This is a genomic window from Neobacillus sp. NPDC093127 (genome assembly GCF_044754175.1).
Taxonomy (GTDB): Bacteria; Bacillota; Bacilli; order Bacillales; family Cytobacillaceae; genus Neobacillus.
Window position 1 is genome coordinate 572,808 of sequence record NZ_JBIVOP010000001.1, and the last position, 19,719, is coordinate 592,526.

Annotated in this window: 18 protein-coding genes; 4 read left to right on the forward strand and 14 right to left on the reverse strand. The window is 38.4% G+C overall.

Features of this window, described 5'->3' with window-relative positions:
* Positions 1 to 172 precede the first annotated feature (172 nt).
* Positions 173 to 727, forward strand: coding sequence for a peptide deformylase (def, locus tag ACIQCO_RS02855; RefSeq protein ID WP_400425717.1), 555 nt, complete (start codon positions 173 to 175; stop codon positions 725 to 727).
* A 31-nt stretch (positions 728 to 758) separates the two neighbouring features.
* Here def and ACIQCO_RS02860 read toward each other — a convergent pair whose 3' ends face one another.
* Positions 759 to 1,529 carry a Cof-type HAD-IIB family hydrolase gene (locus ACIQCO_RS02860; RefSeq protein ID WP_400425720.1) on the reverse strand — a complete coding sequence of 257 codons (771 nt, stop codon included), beginning with the start codon at positions 1,527 to 1,529 and terminating at the stop codon, positions 759 to 761.
* Between the two features lie 498 nt (positions 1,530 to 2,027).
* Here ACIQCO_RS02860 and ACIQCO_RS02865 point away from each other — a divergent pair, with 498 nt between their 5' ends.
* Positions 2,028 to 2,237 (forward strand): DNA-dependent RNA polymerase subunit epsilon, encoded by a 210-nt coding sequence (locus tag ACIQCO_RS02865; protein ID WP_400425722.1) that lies wholly within the window; start codon positions 2,028 to 2,030, stop codon positions 2,235 to 2,237.
* Between the two features lie 6 nt (positions 2,238 to 2,243).
* On the forward strand, positions 2,244 to 3,911 hold the full coding sequence (rnjA, locus tag ACIQCO_RS02870) for a ribonuclease J1 (protein ID WP_400425724.1): 1,668 nt from the start codon (positions 2,244 to 2,246) through the stop codon (positions 3,909 to 3,911).
* Between the two features lie 165 nt (positions 3,912 to 4,076).
* Here the strand turns inward: rnjA and ACIQCO_RS02875 are convergent, their stop codons facing one another.
* From ACIQCO_RS02875 to ACIQCO_RS02930, 12 genes are all read right to left on the reverse strand, one after another.
* Entirely contained in the window at positions 4,077 to 4,736 is a 660-nt protein-coding gene (locus ACIQCO_RS02875) for a potassium channel family protein (protein ID WP_400425726.1), read from the reverse strand.
* 85 nt (positions 4,737 to 4,821) lie between these two features.
* Positions 4,822 to 5,730, reverse strand: a complete 909-nt coding sequence (locus tag ACIQCO_RS02880; protein ID WP_400425728.1) for a DUF4349 domain-containing protein — start codon at positions 5,728 to 5,730, stop codon at positions 4,822 to 4,824.
* Positions 5,731 to 5,859: 129 nt separating this feature from the next.
* A complete protein-coding gene (locus ACIQCO_RS02885) occupies positions 5,860 to 7,680 on the reverse strand; it encodes an ABC transporter ATP-binding protein (RefSeq protein ID WP_400425730.1) in 1,821 nt (606 codons plus the stop codon).
* A gap of 12 nt (positions 7,681 to 7,692) precedes the next feature.
* Complete coding sequence (locus ACIQCO_RS02890) at positions 7,693 to 9,447, reverse strand: ABC transporter ATP-binding protein (protein ID WP_400425732.1); 1,755 nt, start codon at positions 9,445 to 9,447, stop codon at positions 7,693 to 7,695.
* A 154-nt stretch (positions 9,448 to 9,601) separates the two neighbouring features.
* The gene (locus tag ACIQCO_RS02895; RefSeq protein ID WP_400425734.1) at positions 9,602 to 10,057 is read right to left on the reverse strand and encodes a TlpA family protein disulfide reductase; all 456 of its coding nucleotides are present in this window, start codon (positions 10,055 to 10,057) and stop codon (positions 9,602 to 9,604) included.
* Positions 10,058 to 10,128: 71 nt separating this feature from the next.
* Positions 10,129 to 10,677, reverse strand: a complete 549-nt coding sequence (locus ACIQCO_RS02900) for a peroxiredoxin (RefSeq protein WP_066084862.1) — start codon at positions 10,675 to 10,677, stop codon at positions 10,129 to 10,131.
* A 278-nt stretch (positions 10,678 to 10,955) separates the two neighbouring features.
* Complete coding sequence (locus tag ACIQCO_RS02905; protein ID WP_400425736.1) at positions 10,956 to 12,077, reverse strand: N-acetyldiaminopimelate deacetylase; 1,122 nt, start codon at positions 12,075 to 12,077, stop codon at positions 10,956 to 10,958.
* Positions 12,078 to 12,136: 59 nt separating this feature from the next.
* Positions 12,137 to 12,847 carry a 2,3,4,5-tetrahydropyridine-2,6-dicarboxylate N-acetyltransferase gene (gene dapD / locus ACIQCO_RS02910; protein WP_400425738.1) on the reverse strand — a complete coding sequence of 237 codons (711 nt, stop codon included), beginning with the start codon at positions 12,845 to 12,847 and terminating at the stop codon, positions 12,137 to 12,139.
* 75 nt (positions 12,848 to 12,922) lie between these two features.
* On the reverse strand, positions 12,923 to 13,810 hold the full coding sequence (locus ACIQCO_RS02915; protein WP_400425740.1) for a transcriptional regulator CcpC: 888 nt from the start codon (positions 13,808 to 13,810) through the stop codon (positions 12,923 to 12,925).
* 271 nt (positions 13,811 to 14,081) lie between these two features.
* Positions 14,082 to 14,525, reverse strand: a complete 444-nt coding sequence (cbpB, locus tag ACIQCO_RS02920) for a cyclic-di-AMP-binding protein CbpB (RefSeq protein ID WP_400425742.1) — start codon at positions 14,523 to 14,525, stop codon at positions 14,082 to 14,084.
* A gap of 116 nt (positions 14,526 to 14,641) precedes the next feature.
* A complete protein-coding gene (locus ACIQCO_RS02925; RefSeq protein WP_024029051.1) occupies positions 14,642 to 14,878 on the reverse strand; it encodes a YkuJ family protein in 237 nt (78 codons plus the stop codon).
* Positions 14,879 to 15,139: 261 nt separating this feature from the next.
* Positions 15,140 to 16,351, reverse strand: coding sequence for an EAL domain-containing protein (locus ACIQCO_RS02930; RefSeq protein WP_400425745.1), 1,212 nt, complete (start codon positions 16,349 to 16,351; stop codon positions 15,140 to 15,142).
* Between the two features lie 266 nt (positions 16,352 to 16,617).
* On the opposite strand from ACIQCO_RS02930, the gene ACIQCO_RS02935 reads away from it, so the two are divergent.
* Positions 16,618 to 17,487 (forward strand): metallophosphoesterase, encoded by an 870-nt coding sequence (locus tag ACIQCO_RS02935; RefSeq protein WP_400425747.1) that lies wholly within the window; start codon positions 16,618 to 16,620, stop codon positions 17,485 to 17,487.
* Positions 17,488 to 17,544: 57 nt separating this feature from the next.
* On the opposite strand, the gene ACIQCO_RS02940 is transcribed toward ACIQCO_RS02935, so the two are convergent.
* Positions 17,545 to 19,653, reverse strand: a complete 2,109-nt coding sequence (locus ACIQCO_RS02940; protein WP_400425749.1) for a sensor domain-containing protein — start codon at positions 19,651 to 19,653, stop codon at positions 17,545 to 17,547.
* Between the last annotated feature and the right edge of the window lie 66 nt (positions 19,654 to 19,719).

The following is a 19,719-nucleotide window of genomic DNA, read 5'->3' on the forward strand; positions in this document are numbered from 1 at the left end:
TGCTACCCCCTAACTAATACCAACTATATCGATACTTGGATTATTTGACAATATCCTCAAGAAAAAACGTGCAAAATATTTGAGGTATTCATCATTCATTATTAACATTTTGCCCATTGTTTGATAGACTAATGGTTGCTAATAACTTTTTTGAACACAGGAGTGAAGGTTCATGATAACGATGGAGGATATCATTAGAGATGGCCATCCCACACTAAGAAAAGTGGCTGCAGAGGTCGCCATGCCGCCATCAGATGTGGATAAGCAAATACTATCCAGCCTTTTAGAATACGTAATAAATAGCCAAAATAGCGAAATTGCTGCCAAATATGGATTGCGTCCAGGAATCGGGCTTGCAGCCCCGCAAATTAATGTTTCCAAACGGATGATTGCCGTTCATGTCACTGACGATAAGGGAGAACTTTATAGCTATGCTTTATTTAACCCTAAAATTATCAGTCATTCCGTTGAAAAGTCATATTTACAATCAGGTGAGGGCTGTCTTTCGGTTGATGAACCCTTTCCGGGTTATGTTCATAGACATGCTAGGGTTACTATCAAGGGGAATAATCTTGAGGGCGAGGAAGTAAAGCTCCGCTTAAAAGGACTGCCCGCTATCTGCTTTCAACATGAAATTGACCATTTAAACGGTATTATGTTTTATGATTACATTGATAAACATAATCCATTTAAACAAGTAGAAGATGCAATAGCGATTGAAAGGTAGTAACACCGGCCATTAATTGGCCGGTGTTACTTTATATTAGTTGTAATTCCTTTAAGCCGTTCCAAATACCATCGTTACCTACATCAGTTGTAATCAAATCAGCAAGCTGCTTAGCCTCAGGGACACCATTTCCCATCGAAACACCAGTTCCGACAGCCTTCAGCATTTCTAAATCATTTAGGCCATCCCCAAAGGCATAGACATCCTTTAAGTCGAAACCTAACCGTTCAATCATTTTTTTGATACCTTCCGCTTTCGAGCCGCCTTTTGGCAGCACATCAACAGAATAAGAATGCCATCTAATGAAGTTTAAATCCGGGAAGTCAGCAAGATATTTTTCGTCTTCACTCTCTTCACAGAAAAGTAAGGACTGATATATTTTTCGATTTACATAAAAAGAATTATCTTTCTCTGGATGTGAAAAATTGAGGCTTCCCAAGCTTTTTTCGATGAAAGGGTGAATCTGTACGCTTGCCTTCATTGTTTTTTCGTTCATAAAAACAATTGGATGATTTTTTATCTCAGCGTATTGAACAAGCCTTTTTAGTTCAACTTCATTCAAAGGATTTTCGTATACCACTTCATTTTCAAAAACAACGAATTGGCCATTAAAGCTTACATAGGAATCAATTCCAAGTTCTTCACGCAAGCTTTCAAACATAAATGGAGCTCTGCCGGTGGCAATAGCTACAAAGGTTCCGTTCTCCTTTAATAATTCGATTGCCTTTTTCGTGCTTGCCGGAAGACTCTTTTCATGATCAAGCAGGGTACCGTCTATATCAAAAAACACTATTTTTTTCAATCTTTATTAATCTCCTTTCCGCAAAACCAGCTGCCTTTCCATTCTCTTTAAAAAGACTAAACCTTCGAATTGTAAATGTCAATTTCTAAAACCGTCATCGATATTCCATAATTATCCACGAAATAATCAGCTATTTCATCATATAATAATAGTAAAAAAACGTTCTTTTATAAAATAATTCAATTATCTGCCATTGCTTGCTTTACATTGGACAAGGATCGTATAAAATAGGAAGTAAGGAGATGATCCACTATGTTAAAGAAGCTAAGGAAGAAGCTCTTAAAACAGTGGAATGATTTACTGAGAAAGAAATCCATTGCCTAATTTTTTAAGGGCCCTTCAAAATGAAGAAGGGCTCCTTCGTTATTGTTGTAAAACAGCGGCACTTTTTACATACTTTTCATATTAAGTCCAAGACTTTTATAGAAAATAAATGAAAAAGATGAAAATGTTTTATATAATAGAAAAAGTTATGACCAAAGTTAGGAGCGAATTGTCATGATATTTAAAGTATATTTTCAAAAAAGCATTAAAGAAGTTCCAGTTAGAGAGAACACCAAATCTCTATTTATTGAAGGAGAATCGGTAAGAGATGTCCGCTCAAAAATTGCCGACCGCGGCTTTAATGTTGAATTTGTACAAGAAGTTAAAGGAGCATATTTAGAATATGAACAACAAAATGAAGACTATAAAGTATTGGAGATTTGATAATTTATGAAATTTGTAAAAAATGATCAAACTGCAGTTTTTGCGCTTGGCGGTTTAGGTGAAATCGGCAAGAACACTTATGCAGTTCAGTTCCAGGATGAAATCATTTTAATCGATGCCGGAATAAAGTTTCCGGAAGATGAACTTTTAGGCATTGATTATGTAATACCCGATTATACCTACCTTGTTAAAAATGAAGATAAGATTAAAGGGTTGTTTGTGACCCACGGACATGAAGATCACATTGGCGGTATTCCTTATTTATTGCGTGAAGTCAATATTCCTATTTATGGTGGAAAGCTTGCCCTTGGACTAATTAAGAATAAACTGGAAGAACATGGTCTATTACGGAATACAAAACTAATTGAAATTAAAGAAGATGATGTAATTAAATTCCGCAAGACATCGGTTACGTTCTTCCGAACAACCCACAGCATTCCAGATTCATATGGAATTGTTGTGAAAACCCCTCCCGGACAAATCGTTCATACAGGTGATTTTAAATTTGATTTTACCCCTGTAGGTGAACCTGCCAATATCACAAAAATGGCAGAGATTGGAAAAGAAGGTGTATTGTGTTTACTTTCTGATAGTACAAATAGTGAAATTCCGGATTTTACAATGTCAGAACGCCGAGTTGGAGATAGTATCCACGATATATTCCGTAAAGTAGATGGCCGAATCATCTTTGCTACTTTCGCTTCGAATATTCACAGATTACAGCAGGTCGTAGAGGCAGCCGTGGTCAACGGAAGAAAAGTAGCCGTTTTTGGGAGAAGCATGGAAGCAGCTATTAATATTGGCCTGGACTTAGGGTATATTAATGCACCAAAAGAAACGTTTATTGAAGCAAATCAAATTAATCGCCTTCCTGCCGATAAAGTGACTATTCTTTGTACAGGAAGCCAGGGTGAACCGATGGCGGCACTTTCAAGAATTGCCAACGGAACACACAGACAAATTCAAATCATCCCTGGAGATACGGTTGTATTTTCATCTTCACCTATTCCGGGGAACACAATAAGTGTCAGCAGAACGATTAATTTGCTCTATCGTGCTGGTGCAGAAGTTATTCACGGGAAATTAAGTAATGTTCATACATCCGGGCACGGCGGACAAGAAGAACAAAAACTAATGCTCCGGTTAATTAAACCGAAATTCTTTATGCCGATCCACGGTGAATACAGGATGCAAATTATGCATGCTAAACTTGCTGTCGATTGCGGTGTCGAAAACGAAAATTGCTTTATTATGGATAATGGTGAAGTGCTTGCACTTTCGGAAGATAAGGCACAAGTGGCTGGAAAGATTCCATCCGGTTCTGTATATATCGATGGAAGCGGTGTAGGAGACATTGGAAATATTGTCTTACGCGACCGGAGAATCCTTTCTGAAGAGGGCTTAGTCGTTGTGGTTGTCAGCATCAATATGAAGGAATTTAAAATTGCTTCAGGTCCAGACCTTATTTCCCGCGGATTTGTCTATATGAGAGAATCAGGCGATTTAATCAATGACGCCCAAAATCTGATTACAAAACACTTAAATAAGGTGATGGAGCGTAAGACAAGTCAATGGTCTGAAATTAAAAATGAAATTACAGATACATTGGCTCCATTCCTTTACGAAAAAACAAAACGCAGACCGATGATTTTACCAATCATTATGGAAGTGTAAAAAATAAAGCGGAAGCGCCTAACCAGGAGCTTCCGCTTTTCTATTGTCTAGCTCCAGCGCCTAGGGGCTCGAGTCATAAGCCAATCCGGCAAGAAGGTTAAAAAGCAACCTTCTCACCGGCTCGTCTTATGCTTGTCGCCCCTGACCAAGGCGCTTTCGCTTTTCTTATTCTAAGACTTTTCTTTCGAATCGGGCTATATCATTATCGTTTCCGATTACTATTAATACATCGTTCACGTAAATCGTTTCTTTTGCTTGCGGGGAAACAATGATTTCTTCTCCCCTTTTAATCGCAACAATATTTAAACCATATTTTTTGCGAATATCCATCCCCATAATGGTATGGCCGCTAAGTTTTCCATTTGCAACTATTTCTACGATACTATGTTCATCAGAAAGTTCTAAATAGTCAACCACATTACCCGACGCCATGTTATGGGCAATTCGTTTACCCATATCTCGTTCCGGGTGCACGACATGGTCCGCACCAATTTTACGAAGCACTTTTTCATGATAATCATTTTGTGCCTTTGCCGTAATACGTTTCACCCCTAATTCTTTGAGAATGAGAGTAGTTAAGATACTTGATTGAATATCATCGCCAATCGCTACAATCACATGGTCAAAATTTCGAATTCCAAGACTCTTTAGGACATTCTCATCCGTTGTATCACCTACAACAGCATGGGAAGCTATCATCGCAAATTCATTGACACGTTCTTCATTCACATCAATCCCAAGAACTTCCATCCCTTCATCGGTCAGCGTACGGCAGATACTCCCGCCAAATCGGCCAAGCCCAATGACAGCAAAACTTTTTTTCACAAATAACTCCCCCAGGAAGATAATTATCTAATATGGTATTATTTTAGCATCCTTGTTCTATTTTTTATATAGTGAGATATCACAGTTACTCCCGCCTATTTTGGTTTTTCCTTTTTTTATACAAAAGAATGACGAGGAAGCAAATAATTGCCATAATTAATAAAATAGGCAGATTTCCTAGAAGAAAAACAACTAAACCAGAAAGTCCGGCCAATAACATGTTTGTACTTTTCATAAATTGTTTTTTCGTTTTTTCCCATGTATTTAATTTATCCTTCTCAATATTCGGAACCACAACCTTATTCTCATAAAGGGTAATATTTACCGTCGAAAGCGATGTTTGATTCTCTAAAAATTTCATTTTTCCTTCGATGGTCTCAATTTCCTCTTGAACAGCAGCTAAATCCGCGGAAATTTTTAATAAGTCCTCTGTTTTGGCAGCCCCCTTCATAAAGGTCAGAAGCCGTTCCTCGACAACCCTCTTTGATTTTAAACGTGATTCAAGGTCAACATATTCCTCAGTTACATCCTGCCCAGTAATGGTCCTTTGGAGAACCTCTGCAGCCTTCCCTTCTGCTTCATGCAAAAAGTCCTGAAAGTGCTTTTGCGGTATTCTAATTTTGATGCTGCCGCTAACCTGCTCTTTGCCTTCTTTTGTAACATTCGATTCGGCAATATAACCGCCATATTTTAGTGCACTATCTTCCAAATTTCGAACAGTTTGATTAAATTTCTTCACTCTCAGCTGTAAATCTGCTTGATAGATCACCATCTTGTTCGATACTGTTATTTTTCCCGTTTCCGTTGTGGTTTTATTTTCTGTGGCTTTCTCTCCTCCGGAAACAGAGTCATACTCGCTTGAACTGGACTTGGCAGAATCCATAGCAGCTTCATTCATATTTCCGCTCTTATCTTCACTACTCGCACTGCACCCAGCCAAAAAAAACAACAAGGCAATAAGATAAATTGGTACCCATTTATTTAGTTTTTTCAACTCACGACACCCCTTTTTCTCTATTGTAAACCGTGCTAGCATTCATCTTTACTAATACCGACGATTAAACGGACACAAGGTTACAAGAAAACAAAGCACCGAAAAAAAAAAACAGCCAGAAGGCTGTTTTTACTCGGCGTTTAACATTTGAAATTGTGTTTTCACTAATTGGAAGTATTCACCTTTACTATCCATTAACTCTTGATGGTTTCCTTTTTCCATGATGGCTCCAGACTTTAGGACGATGATTTGTTTAGCCTCTCGTATCGTTGAAAGACGATGGGCTATGATGATGGCCGTCCGATCTTTTAATAATGTTTTTAACGCTGTTTGGATTTGCATTTCTGTTTCAGTATCAATACTTGCGGTTGCTTCATCCAAAATCAAAATCCTTGGGTTTGAAAGCATTGCCCTTGCAAAAGAAAGGAGCTGTCTCTCACCGACAGATAAAATATTCCCGCGCTCTTCCACTTCCGTATGATACCCATTCGGTAATCCTTCGATAAAGTGGTGTGCCCCCACTGATTTTGCTGCCAGCACCACTTCCTCATCGGTCGCATCTGGTCTGCCAAAGCGAATATTTTCGATAATCGTTCCCGAAAAAATAAAAGTTTCCTGCAAGACCACACTAATTTGCTCTCGTAAGCTTTTTAAAGAAATATCCCGCAAATCGCAGCCATCAACCTTTATCGTTCCAGCAGTCGGGTCATAAAATCGTGAAATAAGATTGGCAATCGTCGTTTTTCCTGAGCCTGTATGACCGACAAGGGCCGCTGTCTGCCCCGCTTTTATTTCAAGGTCAATACCTGTTAAGGCGACACGACTGTCATCATAGGAGAAAACCACTTTTTCAAACTGAATATGCCCCTTGACCTCGCCGATATCAATTGCCGATTCCTTTTCAGAAACAATCGGTTTTTCATCTAAAAATTCAAATATTCGTTCCGAGGAGGCCATGCCCATTAAAAGTTGATTATAAACCTGCCCCAGCCTTGAAATCGGTTCCCAAAACATCCCAAGATAAAAGGCGAAGGAGACGAATACCCCAATGGTAATCGAGTCTGTTTGAATGAGATGGGCACCATACCAGATGAGCACGGCGGTACCAACTGCATTCGTTATTTCTACAAGCGGTCTAAACATAGCATTCTTTTTTGACGCCACTCTCCAGCTTTCAAAGTTTTCGTGGTTAACCCCTTCAAAGTAGGCCATATTTTCTTGCTCTTGGGTGAAGGATTGTGTGATGCGAATTCCTTGAATACTTTCGTTTAAATGCGAATTTAATTTTGATTGCTTTAAGCGCACCATTTGCCAAGAGCGCCGAATATTGCGCCTTAAACTAGTTGAAATAAAGAACATTAGTGGGAGCATAATCATAATCGCTACGGTAAGCGATGGACTTAACGAGAATAATACCGCCATAACTCCAATAAGCAATAAAGAATCCATCAATGAATTGATAACACCATTCGTGAATAATTCCTGTAACGAATTAATGTCATTCATGATCCTTACCAAGATTGAACCAGCTGAACGTTGATCGAAAAAGCGATGAGAAAGATTTTGCACATGGGTGAACAAGTGCTTTCTGATATCGTAAATCACACCTTGACCAAGTTCATTCATCCAGCGGATTCTATAAATATTTGCTAGATAGGAGATGAAATATAATAAGCCAATAATCGTTACCAGCATGATCAGCATCTTTTGATCCTTGTTAACGATTGCCTTATCAAGGGTATAGACCCCGATTAAAATCGGGATAACCAGCCTTACCGCGGTTGTGATGATAACCATTAAGATGGACAGCGGCAACAACCTTTTCTGATAAGGTTTTAAATAACTGAACAGTCTCGACATTTGTACCCAGTTAAAGGGCTTATCAATGACTTGATCTGTTGAATAGTGGAATCGTTTTAACGCATTAGCTTGAGCCTTTTTTCCATTCATGTACAGCCCCCCTTAACCAGTCTGGGATGATAGAATTGCTTGTTGGTCTTGATATTGAATTGAATAGATTCGTTGATAAGGACCGCTGTTTCTGATTAATTTATCGTGGGTTCCCCGTTCGACAATCCTGCCATCCTCAAGAACCAGAATTTCATCCGCATGCTTTAGTGAGGAAATACGGTGAGCGATAATAAAGGTGGTCCGTCCTTTCATTACCTCCTTTAACGCCCTCTGGATGTTTAATTCGGTTTCCATATCAACAGCACTAGTGGCATCATCCAATATTAAAATGCTGGGATCGACGCAAATAGCCCTGGCAATAGCAATTCTTTGCTTCTGACCACCGGATAAGCCCATGCCCCGTTCACCAAGAACCGTTTCATATCCCTTCGGCAATTCCATGATAAAATCGTGTGCCTGTGCACGTTTCGCAGCGGCTATGATTTGTTCCATTGTCGCCTCCGGCCGTCCGTATGAGATGTTTTCTTTAATTGTCGTTGAAAATAAGAAAGACTCTTGCAACACAAAGCCAATGCTGCTCCGTAAAGAACGGAGTGAATAATGGTTCACCGCTTTCCCATCAATAAAGATTTCACCATTACTTGGTTCATAGAAGCGCGTCATTAATTGGGTGATACTTGTTTTACCTGAACCAGTAGAGCCGATTAAGCCGATGACTTTCCCAGGTAAGGCTTTAAAGGATATGTCAAAGAGCGCCTCATGTAAATCCTTTTCATATCTTAGCGTAACCTGTTTAAATTCCACTTCACCGTTAAGACGCTCCGTTTTAATAGAAGCCTGTAAATCCTCGATTTCATTATCGGCTTCCAATACCTCTAATAATCGTTCACCTGATGCCTTTGCCTGTGAGAATAAGTTAATGACGAAGCCTAGGTTTACGATTGGCCAAATGATATACCAAACCAAGCTATAAAAGGCGACAAGCTCCCCGGGCTTTAATGAACCGTTCATAACCAGATTGCCGCCATAGGCCAACAGTAACACGACACTGATATTCCCTAACAGCTCCATTAAAGGAAAGTACTTGGCCCATATAGTGGAAGTAAAAATATTTTGCTCCTTGTAGTCTCCATTTGAATAATTAAATTTACCAATTTCATGGCTTTCCCTTGATAATGATTTCACTGTGTTAATACCGCTGATGCTCTCCTGTACCTTCGTATTTAAGCGCCCAAACGATTGACGGATGCCTCTAAAGGCGGGATGGACGGCACGGTCAAATTTGTAAACGACAATCGCTAAGAATGGCAGTGTCAGGAGGGTTACAATTGTTAATGGTGCCGAATAATAAACCATCACAGTAATACTTATTGCAATTAGCAGCAAAAACCTTAATAATTCCGAAAAACCAAAGGATAGAAAAAAGCGAAACCCTTCCACATCCGCTGTTAATCGCGACATTAAGTCGCCCGTTTTCGCATTATCATAATATTTGAAGGGTAAATACTGCAGTTTTTCATATAAAGAGTTCCGCATTTTATAAACAGAGGTAATCCCAAATAGATCTCCAGTATACTGGTTAATATAGGTGGCCGCCCCCTTAACAGCCATCAACGCAATGAATCCGAATGTCAAATATGGAATCCAATTATATTTTCCCTTCAGCACCACTTCATCAATGGTGAGCTGCAGGATCATTGGGTAGACAACCGTTATCGCCGTTACCAATAATAAAAACATCATCGAGCAAATAAAATATTTCTTAAAAGGCCAGTAGTAAGGCTTTAGCTTTTTGAATATCTCCACTTCCCGCTCCCCTTTCCTTACTATTTTAAATTTTTAGAATTAACACGTAATACTAAATATATCGGTTTTCGAAATATTTTTCTACCCTTTTTCCATTATTTATTAAAAAAAAACTGCCCGTTGGCAGCAACGAGCAGTCTATCTTTTGTCATGCTTATTCTGTTTTTTCTACCTCATCTAAAACTCGATTAACCCGTTTCTCGAGCATTTTCATCCCGCTTCCGCCGGCTTGGAAATGGCGGAGCTTGCCTTCACGATCAAATACATAGTAGGCAGGCACATATTGATTTTCAAAGGCTTCCGTTAATTTATGATCGCTGTCGACAAAAATCGGTTGACTGATTCCATGTTCAGCAGCTGATTGCTTAATTTCTTCCAAGTTCAAATCATTTTCAGAGCGCGGCATATGAACGGCAATAACATTTAATTTATCCTTGAAATCATCACGGAATTGATTGACCTGAGGCATCGCCTCTTTACATAAGTGACAGCTAATCGACCAAAAATGAATCAGGGTTGGTTTGTCGCCGATTAACTCCTCTCTAGCCACTTCGCCGTTCAGCCATTCCACTGCACCAGTTAACTCGGGCATTGGTTCACGTAATTTCATTATTTAACCCCCTATTTTAAAAAAGACCTAACGCTTATTATGGTTAGGTCTATCTCCTTGTTAATGAAAAATTATACGTTCAATGTTGCTTGTCCAGGCTTCCAGTTTGCAGGGCATAGACCGCCAGTTTGTAATGCTTGAAGCACACGTAAAGTTTCATCAACGTCACGGCCAATATTATTGTGGTTAACAACAGAATACATCATTTCACCTTCTGGGTTGATGATGAATAAACCGCGCAGGGCAATGCCTTCTTCTTCAATTAGCACGCCATAGTCACGAGCGACAACATGGTTTGTATCAGCTGCTAATGGGTAGTTTAAATCACCAAGTCCATTTTCTTTGCGGTCTGTTTTGATCCAAGCAAGATGTGTGTGAATTGTGTCAGTTGATGCACCAATTACAACTGCATCTAAATCGTCAAATTCTTCAAAACGGTCAGACATGGCAGTAATTTCAGTTGGACATACAAACGTAAAGTCCATTGGATAGAAGAACAATACTGTCCATTTATCGTTTTTCATATTTTCTTCAAGACTAACCTTTTTAAATTCTTTGTTCGGCATAACGGCATCCATTTCAAATCGCGGTGCTTGTTTACCTACCATACGTTCAGGCATTACGAATCCCTCCAGATAATTAATTAAATGAGTTTTGATAGCAATTCTTATTTACTAAGGTTTTCACAATACTTATTATAGGACAATACTTATTAATAATCAATGTTAAATTATAATTATTTTAAATAAATACTTATTATTAATTATAACCTACATTGTCCCTTCATAAGTTTTGCCTATTTTCCTTAAGAATAAACGACAATATGTAACAATCTTCGGTTAATTCTCTATCATTTTAGCATAATTAACCAACAGAACAAAATAAAACGCCTTACTTACTATTGATTCCCTTTAAATGAAATATAGCTTGTCATTACTTTTACAGCAACATCGATTGCAGCTTCATTTGGAGTTAATTTAGCATGATGCAGCCCGAATGGTGATTCAACACCAAGCCAAAACATCAATCCTGGAATTTCCTTGAGCATATAACCAAAATCTTCTCCCGTCATAGCTTCCCTGCATTCGATTACCTCTACATCCGTTCCCCGATGTAAAAAATTGATAAATTCTTTTGTAATCGACTCTGTGTTATATACTTGGTGGTACATCGAACCATAATCGATGAAAGCTTCACATTCATAGCCAGTCTCTATCCCTTTCACTAACGCTTCAATCCGGTGCTTAACCTTACCCATTGATTCGGGTGATAATGTCCGAATTGTTCCTTCCAGCCTGGCTTTTTCAGCGATAATATTTTGGACTGTGCCCCCGGTTATTTTCCCGATGGTAATCACCGCGCTATCTAATGGGTCGACATTCCTTGAAATAACGGTTTGGAGCTGATTAACGAGCGAACAGGCAGCAATCACCATATCATTCGTTTGGTGCGGGTAAGCTGCATGCCCTCCCTTACCTTTCAAATCAATAAACAATTCAGAGGTGTTAGCAAATAATAAACCTTCTTTTACAGCTATTGTTCCCACCGGATACTCCGGGGCAATATGGAGGGCGAAAATCATATCCGGCATCCATTCCTGCATTTCAGCCGATTTCAACATAGCTTCCGCCCCGCCTGGTCCTTCCTCAGCAGGCTGGAAAACAAAGACAACGTCGTCAACGATAGGATTTTCTACAAAAAAGGTTAAAACCCCAAGAGCAATGCTCATGTGAAAATCATGGCCGCAGGCATGCATCCTAGCCTCATGTACAGACGAAAAAGGCAAACCTGTTTGTTCACTAATTGGAAGTCCATCTATATCTGTCCTGTAGCCAATTGTTTTTCTTGGATTTAAACCATGAACCTTAACAAGCAAGCCAGTCTGCCATTTTTTAATGGTAACCCGCTCTTGAGGTAATGACTCTAGGTAAGATAATAAGTAGGCCTGTGTCTTAAATTCTTGAAATCCGATTTCGGGAATTTGGTGAAGGTCACGGCGAATTTTGATCAAAGGGTTCATCTTTACCCTCCCTTTCTATAAAAGAAGCGTGGAAATACCTCCACGCTTTGCTCACTAGCTTATAATTGTCTAAGTTCTTGCATGATTTCTGTTTTTGACTTTGTCTTTTCGTCGATATCTTTAATTTTTCTAGCAGGAGTTCCCGCAACGACAGTATATGGTTCTACGTCTTTTGTTACAACTGCCCCTGCAGCAACAACAGAACCGGTTCCGACCCTTACTCCTTCAAGAACAACCGCGTTGGCACCAATTAGCACGTCATCTTCAATGATTACTGGCTGTGCTGATGGCGGTTCAATTACACCTGCTAAAACGGTTCCTGCACCGATATGGCAGTTCTTACCGACTGTTGCTCTGCCGCCAAGGACAGCGCCCATATCAATCATTGTTTTCTCACCGATTACTGCACCAATATTAATCACAGCACCCATCATAATGACAGCATTGTCACCGATTTCTACTTGATCACGGATAGTCACACCTGGCTCAATCCTGGCATTAATATGTTTTGTATCTAATAATGGAATAGCTGAATTCCGGCGGTCATTTTCAACAACCAAATCTTCAATCTTTGACTTATTAGCTTCTAACGCCGAATTAATTTCAGACCATTCGCCAAAGACAACACCCGTATTTCCATTAATAAAGGCTTTGGCACTGCTTCCAAAGTCAATACCTTCTAGCTCGCCTTTTAAATAAACCTTCACTGGTGTAGACTTTTTACTATTTTGAATAAAAGAAATAATTTCATTTGCATCCATCATTTTCATTAGATTTGTCCCCCTATAAATATGTACTAGAAAATACTTTAACAAACAAAAGAGCTGAAAACAAGAAAAACAGCACTAGCTATCTGAAGATTCGGCGATATGTTCCTTGATTAATTCCACAAATGCCTGAACCTGCTTTAATTGAAAGGCAGATTCATATCCCAGCAGCCATGTATCACGTTTAAGCGGTTCGTTATTCTCATCCAAAAGCGGTATTTTAAAAATATCCCTTTCCGTTTTGGTTAAAGTAATCGCAGGTAAAATAGCGTACCCAATTCCATTAAAGGCCATCTGTTTACACGTCTCAATTTGATCAACTACAACAGTTCTCTTCGGTGATGTTTTAAAGTTCCGCATCCACCAATCTTGAATCTCCTGGTAATATGTCGAATCACTTTTAAATTGAATAAAGGGGCGGTCAGTATTCAATACCTCTTCAGGTTTGGTGATTTCCCGGTCAACTAAATAAAGCGGGTCATTAAAGAGATGAACCTTTACGCCTTTCCAGTCAGGGGTTCCACGAATAATTCCGATATGGACCTGGTCATCGTATAAGCATTTAAGGATTTCGCTGCTCCACCCCGTCACAAGAGAAATTTTCGCCTGTGGATATTTATCAATAAACTTCTTGAGAACCTGTGGAAGCCAATTCTGACCAACAATAGAAGCTACCGCAATTTTTAAGGTGCCTGACACCCCGGATTGCAGGGAATAAATGGTTTCACGAACCTTCTCCTGTTTTTTTAGGACGTCGTTTACAAAATCAATTACTTGTTCACCTGCAGGGGTAAGTGCCAGACCTTTTTGCGAGCGGATAAATAGCTTTGTACCCCATTCTTTTTCGATAGTCTGTAAGCGCTGAGACAGGGCTGGCTGTGAGACAAACAGCCGTTCTGAGGCTTTGCGCATATTCATTTCTTGGGCTAAAACGGATAATAATTGAAATTCTGATAACGAAGACAAGGGGACCCTCCTTCAAAAAGCCGTTTCTTATCTTTTTGGCTGTGTTAAAGGATATTGGTGATTTTGACCACAATGTTGATTGGAGTGGAAGGCGCGAGACTCCTGCGGGAGCAGCGGGACAGGTGAGACCCCGCAGGCGCTTTAGCGCCGAGGAGGCTCACCGCCCGCCCCGCGAACCGCTCGCGCCTGGAACGGAAATCAACATTCACTTTTAACACAGCCCTCTTTTTAAATAAATACAGCTCCCTTTTTGGGAGCTAAAGTCATGTTTCTATTTTTTAAACCTTTTTACAATTTTATTTAATTGATTTAATACTGTGCTCCTCGGCAAAATTCCTGCAAAAAATCCATCTTCAGTTTCAACACAAAGGAACGGTTGGCTTACAAGTAATTCTAGACAAGTAGTAATTGACGCAGAAATTTTTATTCGTGAAATCGACCCTTTCATGACCTCTTCCACTCGCTTGTTTTCAAGCTGTTCAAATTCAATTCTTTCAAGACCTAGTATAGAATCCATAATAATAGGCGTACTAATTAACCCATGCAGCTTGTATTGTGGATCTAAGACGGGAATTGCTGTATATCCGCTTTTCGTCAGCACCAATAAGGCATGCTCAAGACTGTTTCCGATTTGCACATGTGCAACCCGCTCTGATGGTATCATTAAATCTGTTATCGTTAATTCCAAAAATTCTCCACTGGGAAGACTGATCATCGCCGAAAACTCCCTAATATTTGTTTTCCTTCAGACATATTCTAACATAGTATTCGGGGCTCTGGTTTAAATTTCATATTACAGTTGATAAAAAAGAAAGGAACCCATAAAGGTTCCTATTGAATCAAGTCAAAAATTTCGATGGTAATCATATCAATATTATCAAATTGATATTTTTTAGGCTTTTCCTTCTCGTTGTATATTTCTAATTCAAATGTTTCTGTTTTTGGATGAAATGTTACTTGACACTTTCTTTCTCCATTTACCTCGAAATAGCGCTGTGCCGGCTCACCACTATTTGATTGTTCCTGCAGGTTTTTTAATCTTGTTAATATGCCTTGAAGCTGTGACATAGACTTTTCCTCCTTTTAAACACAAACAAACTATCTACATTTATGTTTCTCATTTGGCATGTTTCTATCCTAATGGATTCTTTTTTAGAATTTTACATTAGAATTTTTTATGCCAATATTAAAAGAATAAAATAACGCTCCCCATTTGTCCAAGTAAAAATAAAAAAATTAGCTATTTTTTTCTATTTTGTATATAAAAAATAGGTCTCATCAGCTTGAGACCTAAAATAATAAAGTGAATATTTCTATACTGGTTCATACTTAAAGTAATTGGTCATGTTCGAATAAATACTGATAGCTTAAATCGATAAATAAATATTCATTACCGTTCATTGGAAATGAAAAAGTTCGGATTGTCTCACCCGTTTCAATATCACAATACAAATCAGACAGGATTCCCTTTTGTTCGTGACGCATTTTGATGATATTTTCCAAAAAGTAAGGACGCCAGCTCCAATTTTTATTCAAATATTCGGACTGTGTTATCCAGCCATTCTTTCCGTTAAAAATATTGGCTGACTTTTGAAATCCATCTCCGTCGCAAATATACATGCGAAAAGCAATTTGATCCATTTCCTTTATTAACACGAGAAATAATTCTTCGTAGCCGCCCTTTTTATTTTTGAAGACCATTTCCTGAACCTTTGCATGAAAATATTCTGATGTAGTAAAGACAGCTTCTAATTTTCTCTTTTCATAGGAAATAAAGTCATGAAATTTTTCTTTTAAGCGATGTCTTAATAGATCCCGATCAACGAACTCACTTGAAGGAGGATGTAAGTAGTAGCCCTGATAATAGCGGCCGCCGTTTTTCCATGCAAACTGAAGCTGATAACTCATTTCAATATTTTCAAACAATAGCGCTGCCCCGATTTTCCTTGCCAAAAGTGACAAAGAAAATAGGACATCATTAAAATTCATCCCCGTTGCCGTAGATTTCAATGCCTGAAGATTAATTTTTAAAATATCAGGTTCGAGCTGTCCGATTCGTTCAAAATAGAGACTTTCGTTATCAATACCTGCTATGGCAATTTTAATACCATACGTCCGGTAATATTGCAGCAGATGATCAAATTGATCTAGATCCCCATGGTAGTTCCGGTCGGAAATTTCGAGTACTATCCGCTTTAAATTTAATCCTTTTGTTTCAAATGCTAAAAGCTCCTGTAAAAATGGTTCGCCGTTCCGATACATTAATAACTCGGCATTTCGATTTAAAAATATATTAACATCCTCATCGAGCTCAAGGGCTTTATTCAGAGCCTTATTAACTAACAGTAAATCCACTTCGAACTTGTATTCATCAGGAATTTGGTCATCCTGAAAAAAGGGACCTAAGCTTGTAATATTGCCCTCTGATTGATACCTTCCCAGTACCTCATAGGCAATTACACGTTGTTCATCGGCACTAAAAATCGGTTGAAAATACGGAAAACAATTTTCAAGATCCGATAGGATTTCCAATGCATCCATCCAAGTACCTCCAAAAATTTTTTCTCACTATATAATACGCTTCACTGATGATTCTCGTTCTTTTCCAAAAGGATACCATTATTACTTGAAGGATACAATCACATCCTAGCCCAAATATTATTGGGCTGTTTTTTAGCATGTTTTTAATTTTTTCGAATAATAAACTACTAGTGAACTTTTCTCTTGCAATATAGTCTATTTTTAACGAAAATACTTATGGACTCTTTTATTTTATAGATAGAAAAAAGATAAGGCTGGGGAAAATAATGGCAAATAAACTGACGAGAAGAACGTTTCTGAAACGAACATTTGGATCCTTTCTTACTGTTCTCGGATTGGGTTCGGGGGGCTACCTTTATGCCAATCGAATTGAGCCCACACTACTTGATATCAAGCAGCAGCAAATCAACCATCCATTAATCCCTAAAAGCTTTGATGGAATGAAAATAGTTCAATTTAGCGATACCCATCTAGGGTTTCAATACAATCTTACCCAATTCAAAAAGTTAATTAATAAAATTAATAAGCTTCAACCTGATGTTATTTTATTTACCGGTGACTTAATGGACGAGCCGAATAAATATAGGGAAATGAATCAACTTGTTCCATTGTTAGAACAATTACATGCCCCACTCGGGAAATTCTGCATTTTTGGCAACCATGACCACGGAGGCTATGGTTCCGAAATCTACCGAAATATTATGGAAACCACAAATTTCACCGTTCTTCTGAATGAATCGACAGCCATAAAACGGAAGGACGGCGGCAGCATCTATCTGCTTGGAATTGATGATGCGATGTTAGGGAAACCTGATTTGCCTTTGGCTCTGAAAAATGTGCCTGATAATCGATTTACCATATTATTGTCACATGCACCTGACCTTGCAGATGATGCTGCCAATTATCCAATTCACTGGCAAATCAGTGGACATAGTCACGGCGGACAGGTAAAAATCCCATTTATCGGAGCACTTGTCAAGCCGCCATTTGCAAGAAATTATCCAGAAGGGCTTTATACGATTGGGGTGGACAATCCGTTAAACCTCTATGTAAACAGGGGAATAGGGACCACACGGCTTCCGTTTCGCTTTATGGCAGTACCAGAGTTAACCATCTTCACCTTAAATTCCGATTAAAAAAACCCTTATCTGCATTTGATAAGGATTTTTTGCTTTTTGATAAAGATTATTGCTTTAGCTTTTTTTAGCTAAAAATTGTAATTCAATTTCATCGGCCGGAAGCGGTTTAGAATAATAAAACCCCTGTATTTTATGACACTTGGCCTTGGAAAGGAACTCTACTTGTTTCAGATTCTCTACGCCTTCAGCAACTACTTCAAGCCCAAGGCTTTTTCCCAAGTGGATGATTGTCGATGTAATCGCCGCATCCTTTTCATCAACAAGGATATCCCTAATAAAGGACTGATCAATCTTTAAGACGTCTATTGGAAACTGCTTAATATAATTTAATGATGAGTATCCCGTCCCAAAATCGTCTACAGAAATTGAAATCCCCAATTCTTTCACTTTCTTTAGGATTGGAATCGTTTCCTTCGTATCATTCATGGCACCTTCTGTTATTTCAATTCCTATAGAAGATGCCTGGATATTATATTTTTTAATCATGGACTGGATAAACTGAACAAGATTTGGATGCTGGAATTGCTTAGGTGAAATATTAATAGCAACATGAATATCATTATACCCCTTGGCATTCCAGGATTTTATTTGCTTGCAGGCATTTTCAATAACCCAATACCCAATTGAAATGATCAGTCCTGTATCTTCAGCCAATGGAATGAAAGTACTTGGGGAAATATCGCCAAACTCCCTATCTTTCCAGCGGAGGAGGACTTCAAAGTTCTTCACCTCTCCGGTTGTGGTGTTTACTTGGGGCTGATAATATAGGCTAAGTTCAGCTTTATCAATTGCTTTTCGTAAATGTGTCTCTAATGTAACAACATTGGTAATGACAGAATTCATCTCTGTCCGGTAAAATTGATAATGCGCCTTCCCTCTTTCCTTTACACGATAAAGCGCCTCATCTGCATTCTTGATTAGCATTTCAGCATCCTTTCCATCGTTTGGATACATACTAATCCCAATACTTGGCGAAATAAAATATTCTTGAGAATTTAAATAAAAGGATTGTGAGAAGGAAGAAAATACCTTTCGTACAAATAAATCAGCCTTCTTGCGTCCGCTATGTAATAGTAAAATATTGAACTCGTCTCCACCAACGCGATAAACAAAGCACTGATCATTTTGAAACCGCAATAATCGTTCTGCAACCCGTTTTAATATTTGGTCGCCTGCTAAATGCCCCAGTGTATCATTTAAATATTTAAACCGATCCAAATCGATGGTAATTAAAGCAAACTCGTTTGTTTTGGAAAATGGAGAAAAAATATATTCATTTAAATGTTCATGCAGCGCTCTTCTATTAAGCAACCCGGTAAGCTGGTCATGAAAAGCCATAAATTTAATCATTTCCATATTTTTAGCCTGGTCCGATAAATCCTTTAATATGACATAAAGTCCGTTAATTTCTTCATGGACCACGATGGGAACAGTCTTTATATGGACGATTAGCTGTGATCCCTTGCGATGCATGATTTTGCAATCCAGCGACTCAAGTGCATATCCGAAACAAGTCTTTTCTAATAAGGTTTTAAATTTCTCCAAATCTTGGTCAATAATCCAATCATAAATGTTTCGATTGGTCATTTGTTTTTCCGAATATCCAGTCATTAATGCAGCTGCAGGATTAGCTTCGAGAATTTTTCCTTCGGGGCTAATCCTAAATATCGCGTCTAAGTTGTTATTAACAATAGAACGATATTTTTGTTCGCTTTCTATGATTTTATTTTTTTCAATTGACCATTGGGTAATATCCCTCGTAACAGCAACGATGTAACTAATCGATTTTTCATCGTTATAAACTGGGGTTAAAATGGTTTCCCCGTGGATTTTCCTTCCTCCATCAAAAAAGAATTGATCTTCAAACATGAAAATTTCTTTTTTCCTTAATAATTTCTCATAGTTCTTCTGTAGAGATTTGGCAATTTCCATCGAAAGAACCTCTTGCAGAGTTTTTCCCAGTGCATCAATTGAGAGTTTTGCTTTCTGCATCCCTGATTCATTGACAAACAAATAACGAAATTTTGGTCCCTTTTCCACCTTCATAACAAAAACCATGTCTTGAACATGTTGAAAAATAATATCAAACATAATTTTCTGAATAAGATTACTTGTATTTTCTAATTCTAATTCGTTGGCTAATAATCTATTTAAATAATCCATATCATCATCCTTCAAAAGAAAAAGTTCCCTGTTTTCACAATAATGTTTTTACATTCTAGTATTTCT

Excerpts from the sequence above, each read along its gene's own strand:
- ACIQCO_RS02905 (WP_400425736.1), bottom strand. The coding sequence starts at position 12,077 with ATGAACCCTTTGATCAAAATTCGCCGTGACCTTCACCAAATTCCCGAA.
- dapD (WP_400425738.1), bottom strand. The coding sequence starts at position 12,847 with ATGAAAATGATGGATGCAAATGAAATTATTTCTTTTATTCAAAATAGT.
- ACIQCO_RS02930 (WP_400425745.1), bottom strand. The coding sequence starts at position 16,351 with ATGGATGCATTGGAAATCCTATCGGATCTTGAAAATTGTTTTCCGTAT.
- ACIQCO_RS02900 (WP_066084862.1), bottom strand. The coding sequence starts at position 10,677 with ATGCCTGAACGTATGGTAGGTAAACAAGCACCGCGATTTGAAATGGAT.
- cbpB (WP_400425742.1), bottom strand. The coding sequence starts at position 14,525 with ATGATCAGTCTTCCCAGTGGAGAATTTTTGGAATTAACGATAACAGAT.
- ACIQCO_RS02895 (WP_400425734.1), bottom strand. The coding sequence starts at position 10,057 with ATGAAATTACGTGAACCAATGCCCGAGTTAACTGGTGCAGTGGAATGG.
- ACIQCO_RS02925 (WP_024029051.1), bottom strand. The coding sequence starts at position 14,878 with ATGTCACAGCTTCAAGGCATATTAACAAGATTAAAAAACCTGCAGGAA.
- ACIQCO_RS02940 (WP_400425749.1), bottom strand. The coding sequence starts at position 19,653 with ATGGATTATTTAAATAGATTATTAGCCAACGAATTAGAATTAGAAAAT.
- def (WP_400425717.1), top strand. The coding sequence starts at position 173 with ATGATAACGATGGAGGATATCATTAGAGATGGCCATCCCACACTAAGA.
- ACIQCO_RS02885 (WP_400425730.1), bottom strand. The coding sequence starts at position 7,680 with ATGAATGGAAAAAAGGCTCAAGCTAATGCGTTAAAACGATTCCACTAT.
- ACIQCO_RS02865 (WP_400425722.1), top strand. The coding sequence starts at position 2,028 with ATGATATTTAAAGTATATTTTCAAAAAAGCATTAAAGAAGTTCCAGTT.
- ACIQCO_RS02935 (WP_400425747.1), top strand. The coding sequence starts at position 16,618 with ATGGCAAATAAACTGACGAGAAGAACGTTTCTGAAACGAACATTTGGA.
- rnjA (WP_400425724.1), top strand. The coding sequence starts at position 2,244 with ATGAAATTTGTAAAAAATGATCAAACTGCAGTTTTTGCGCTTGGCGGT.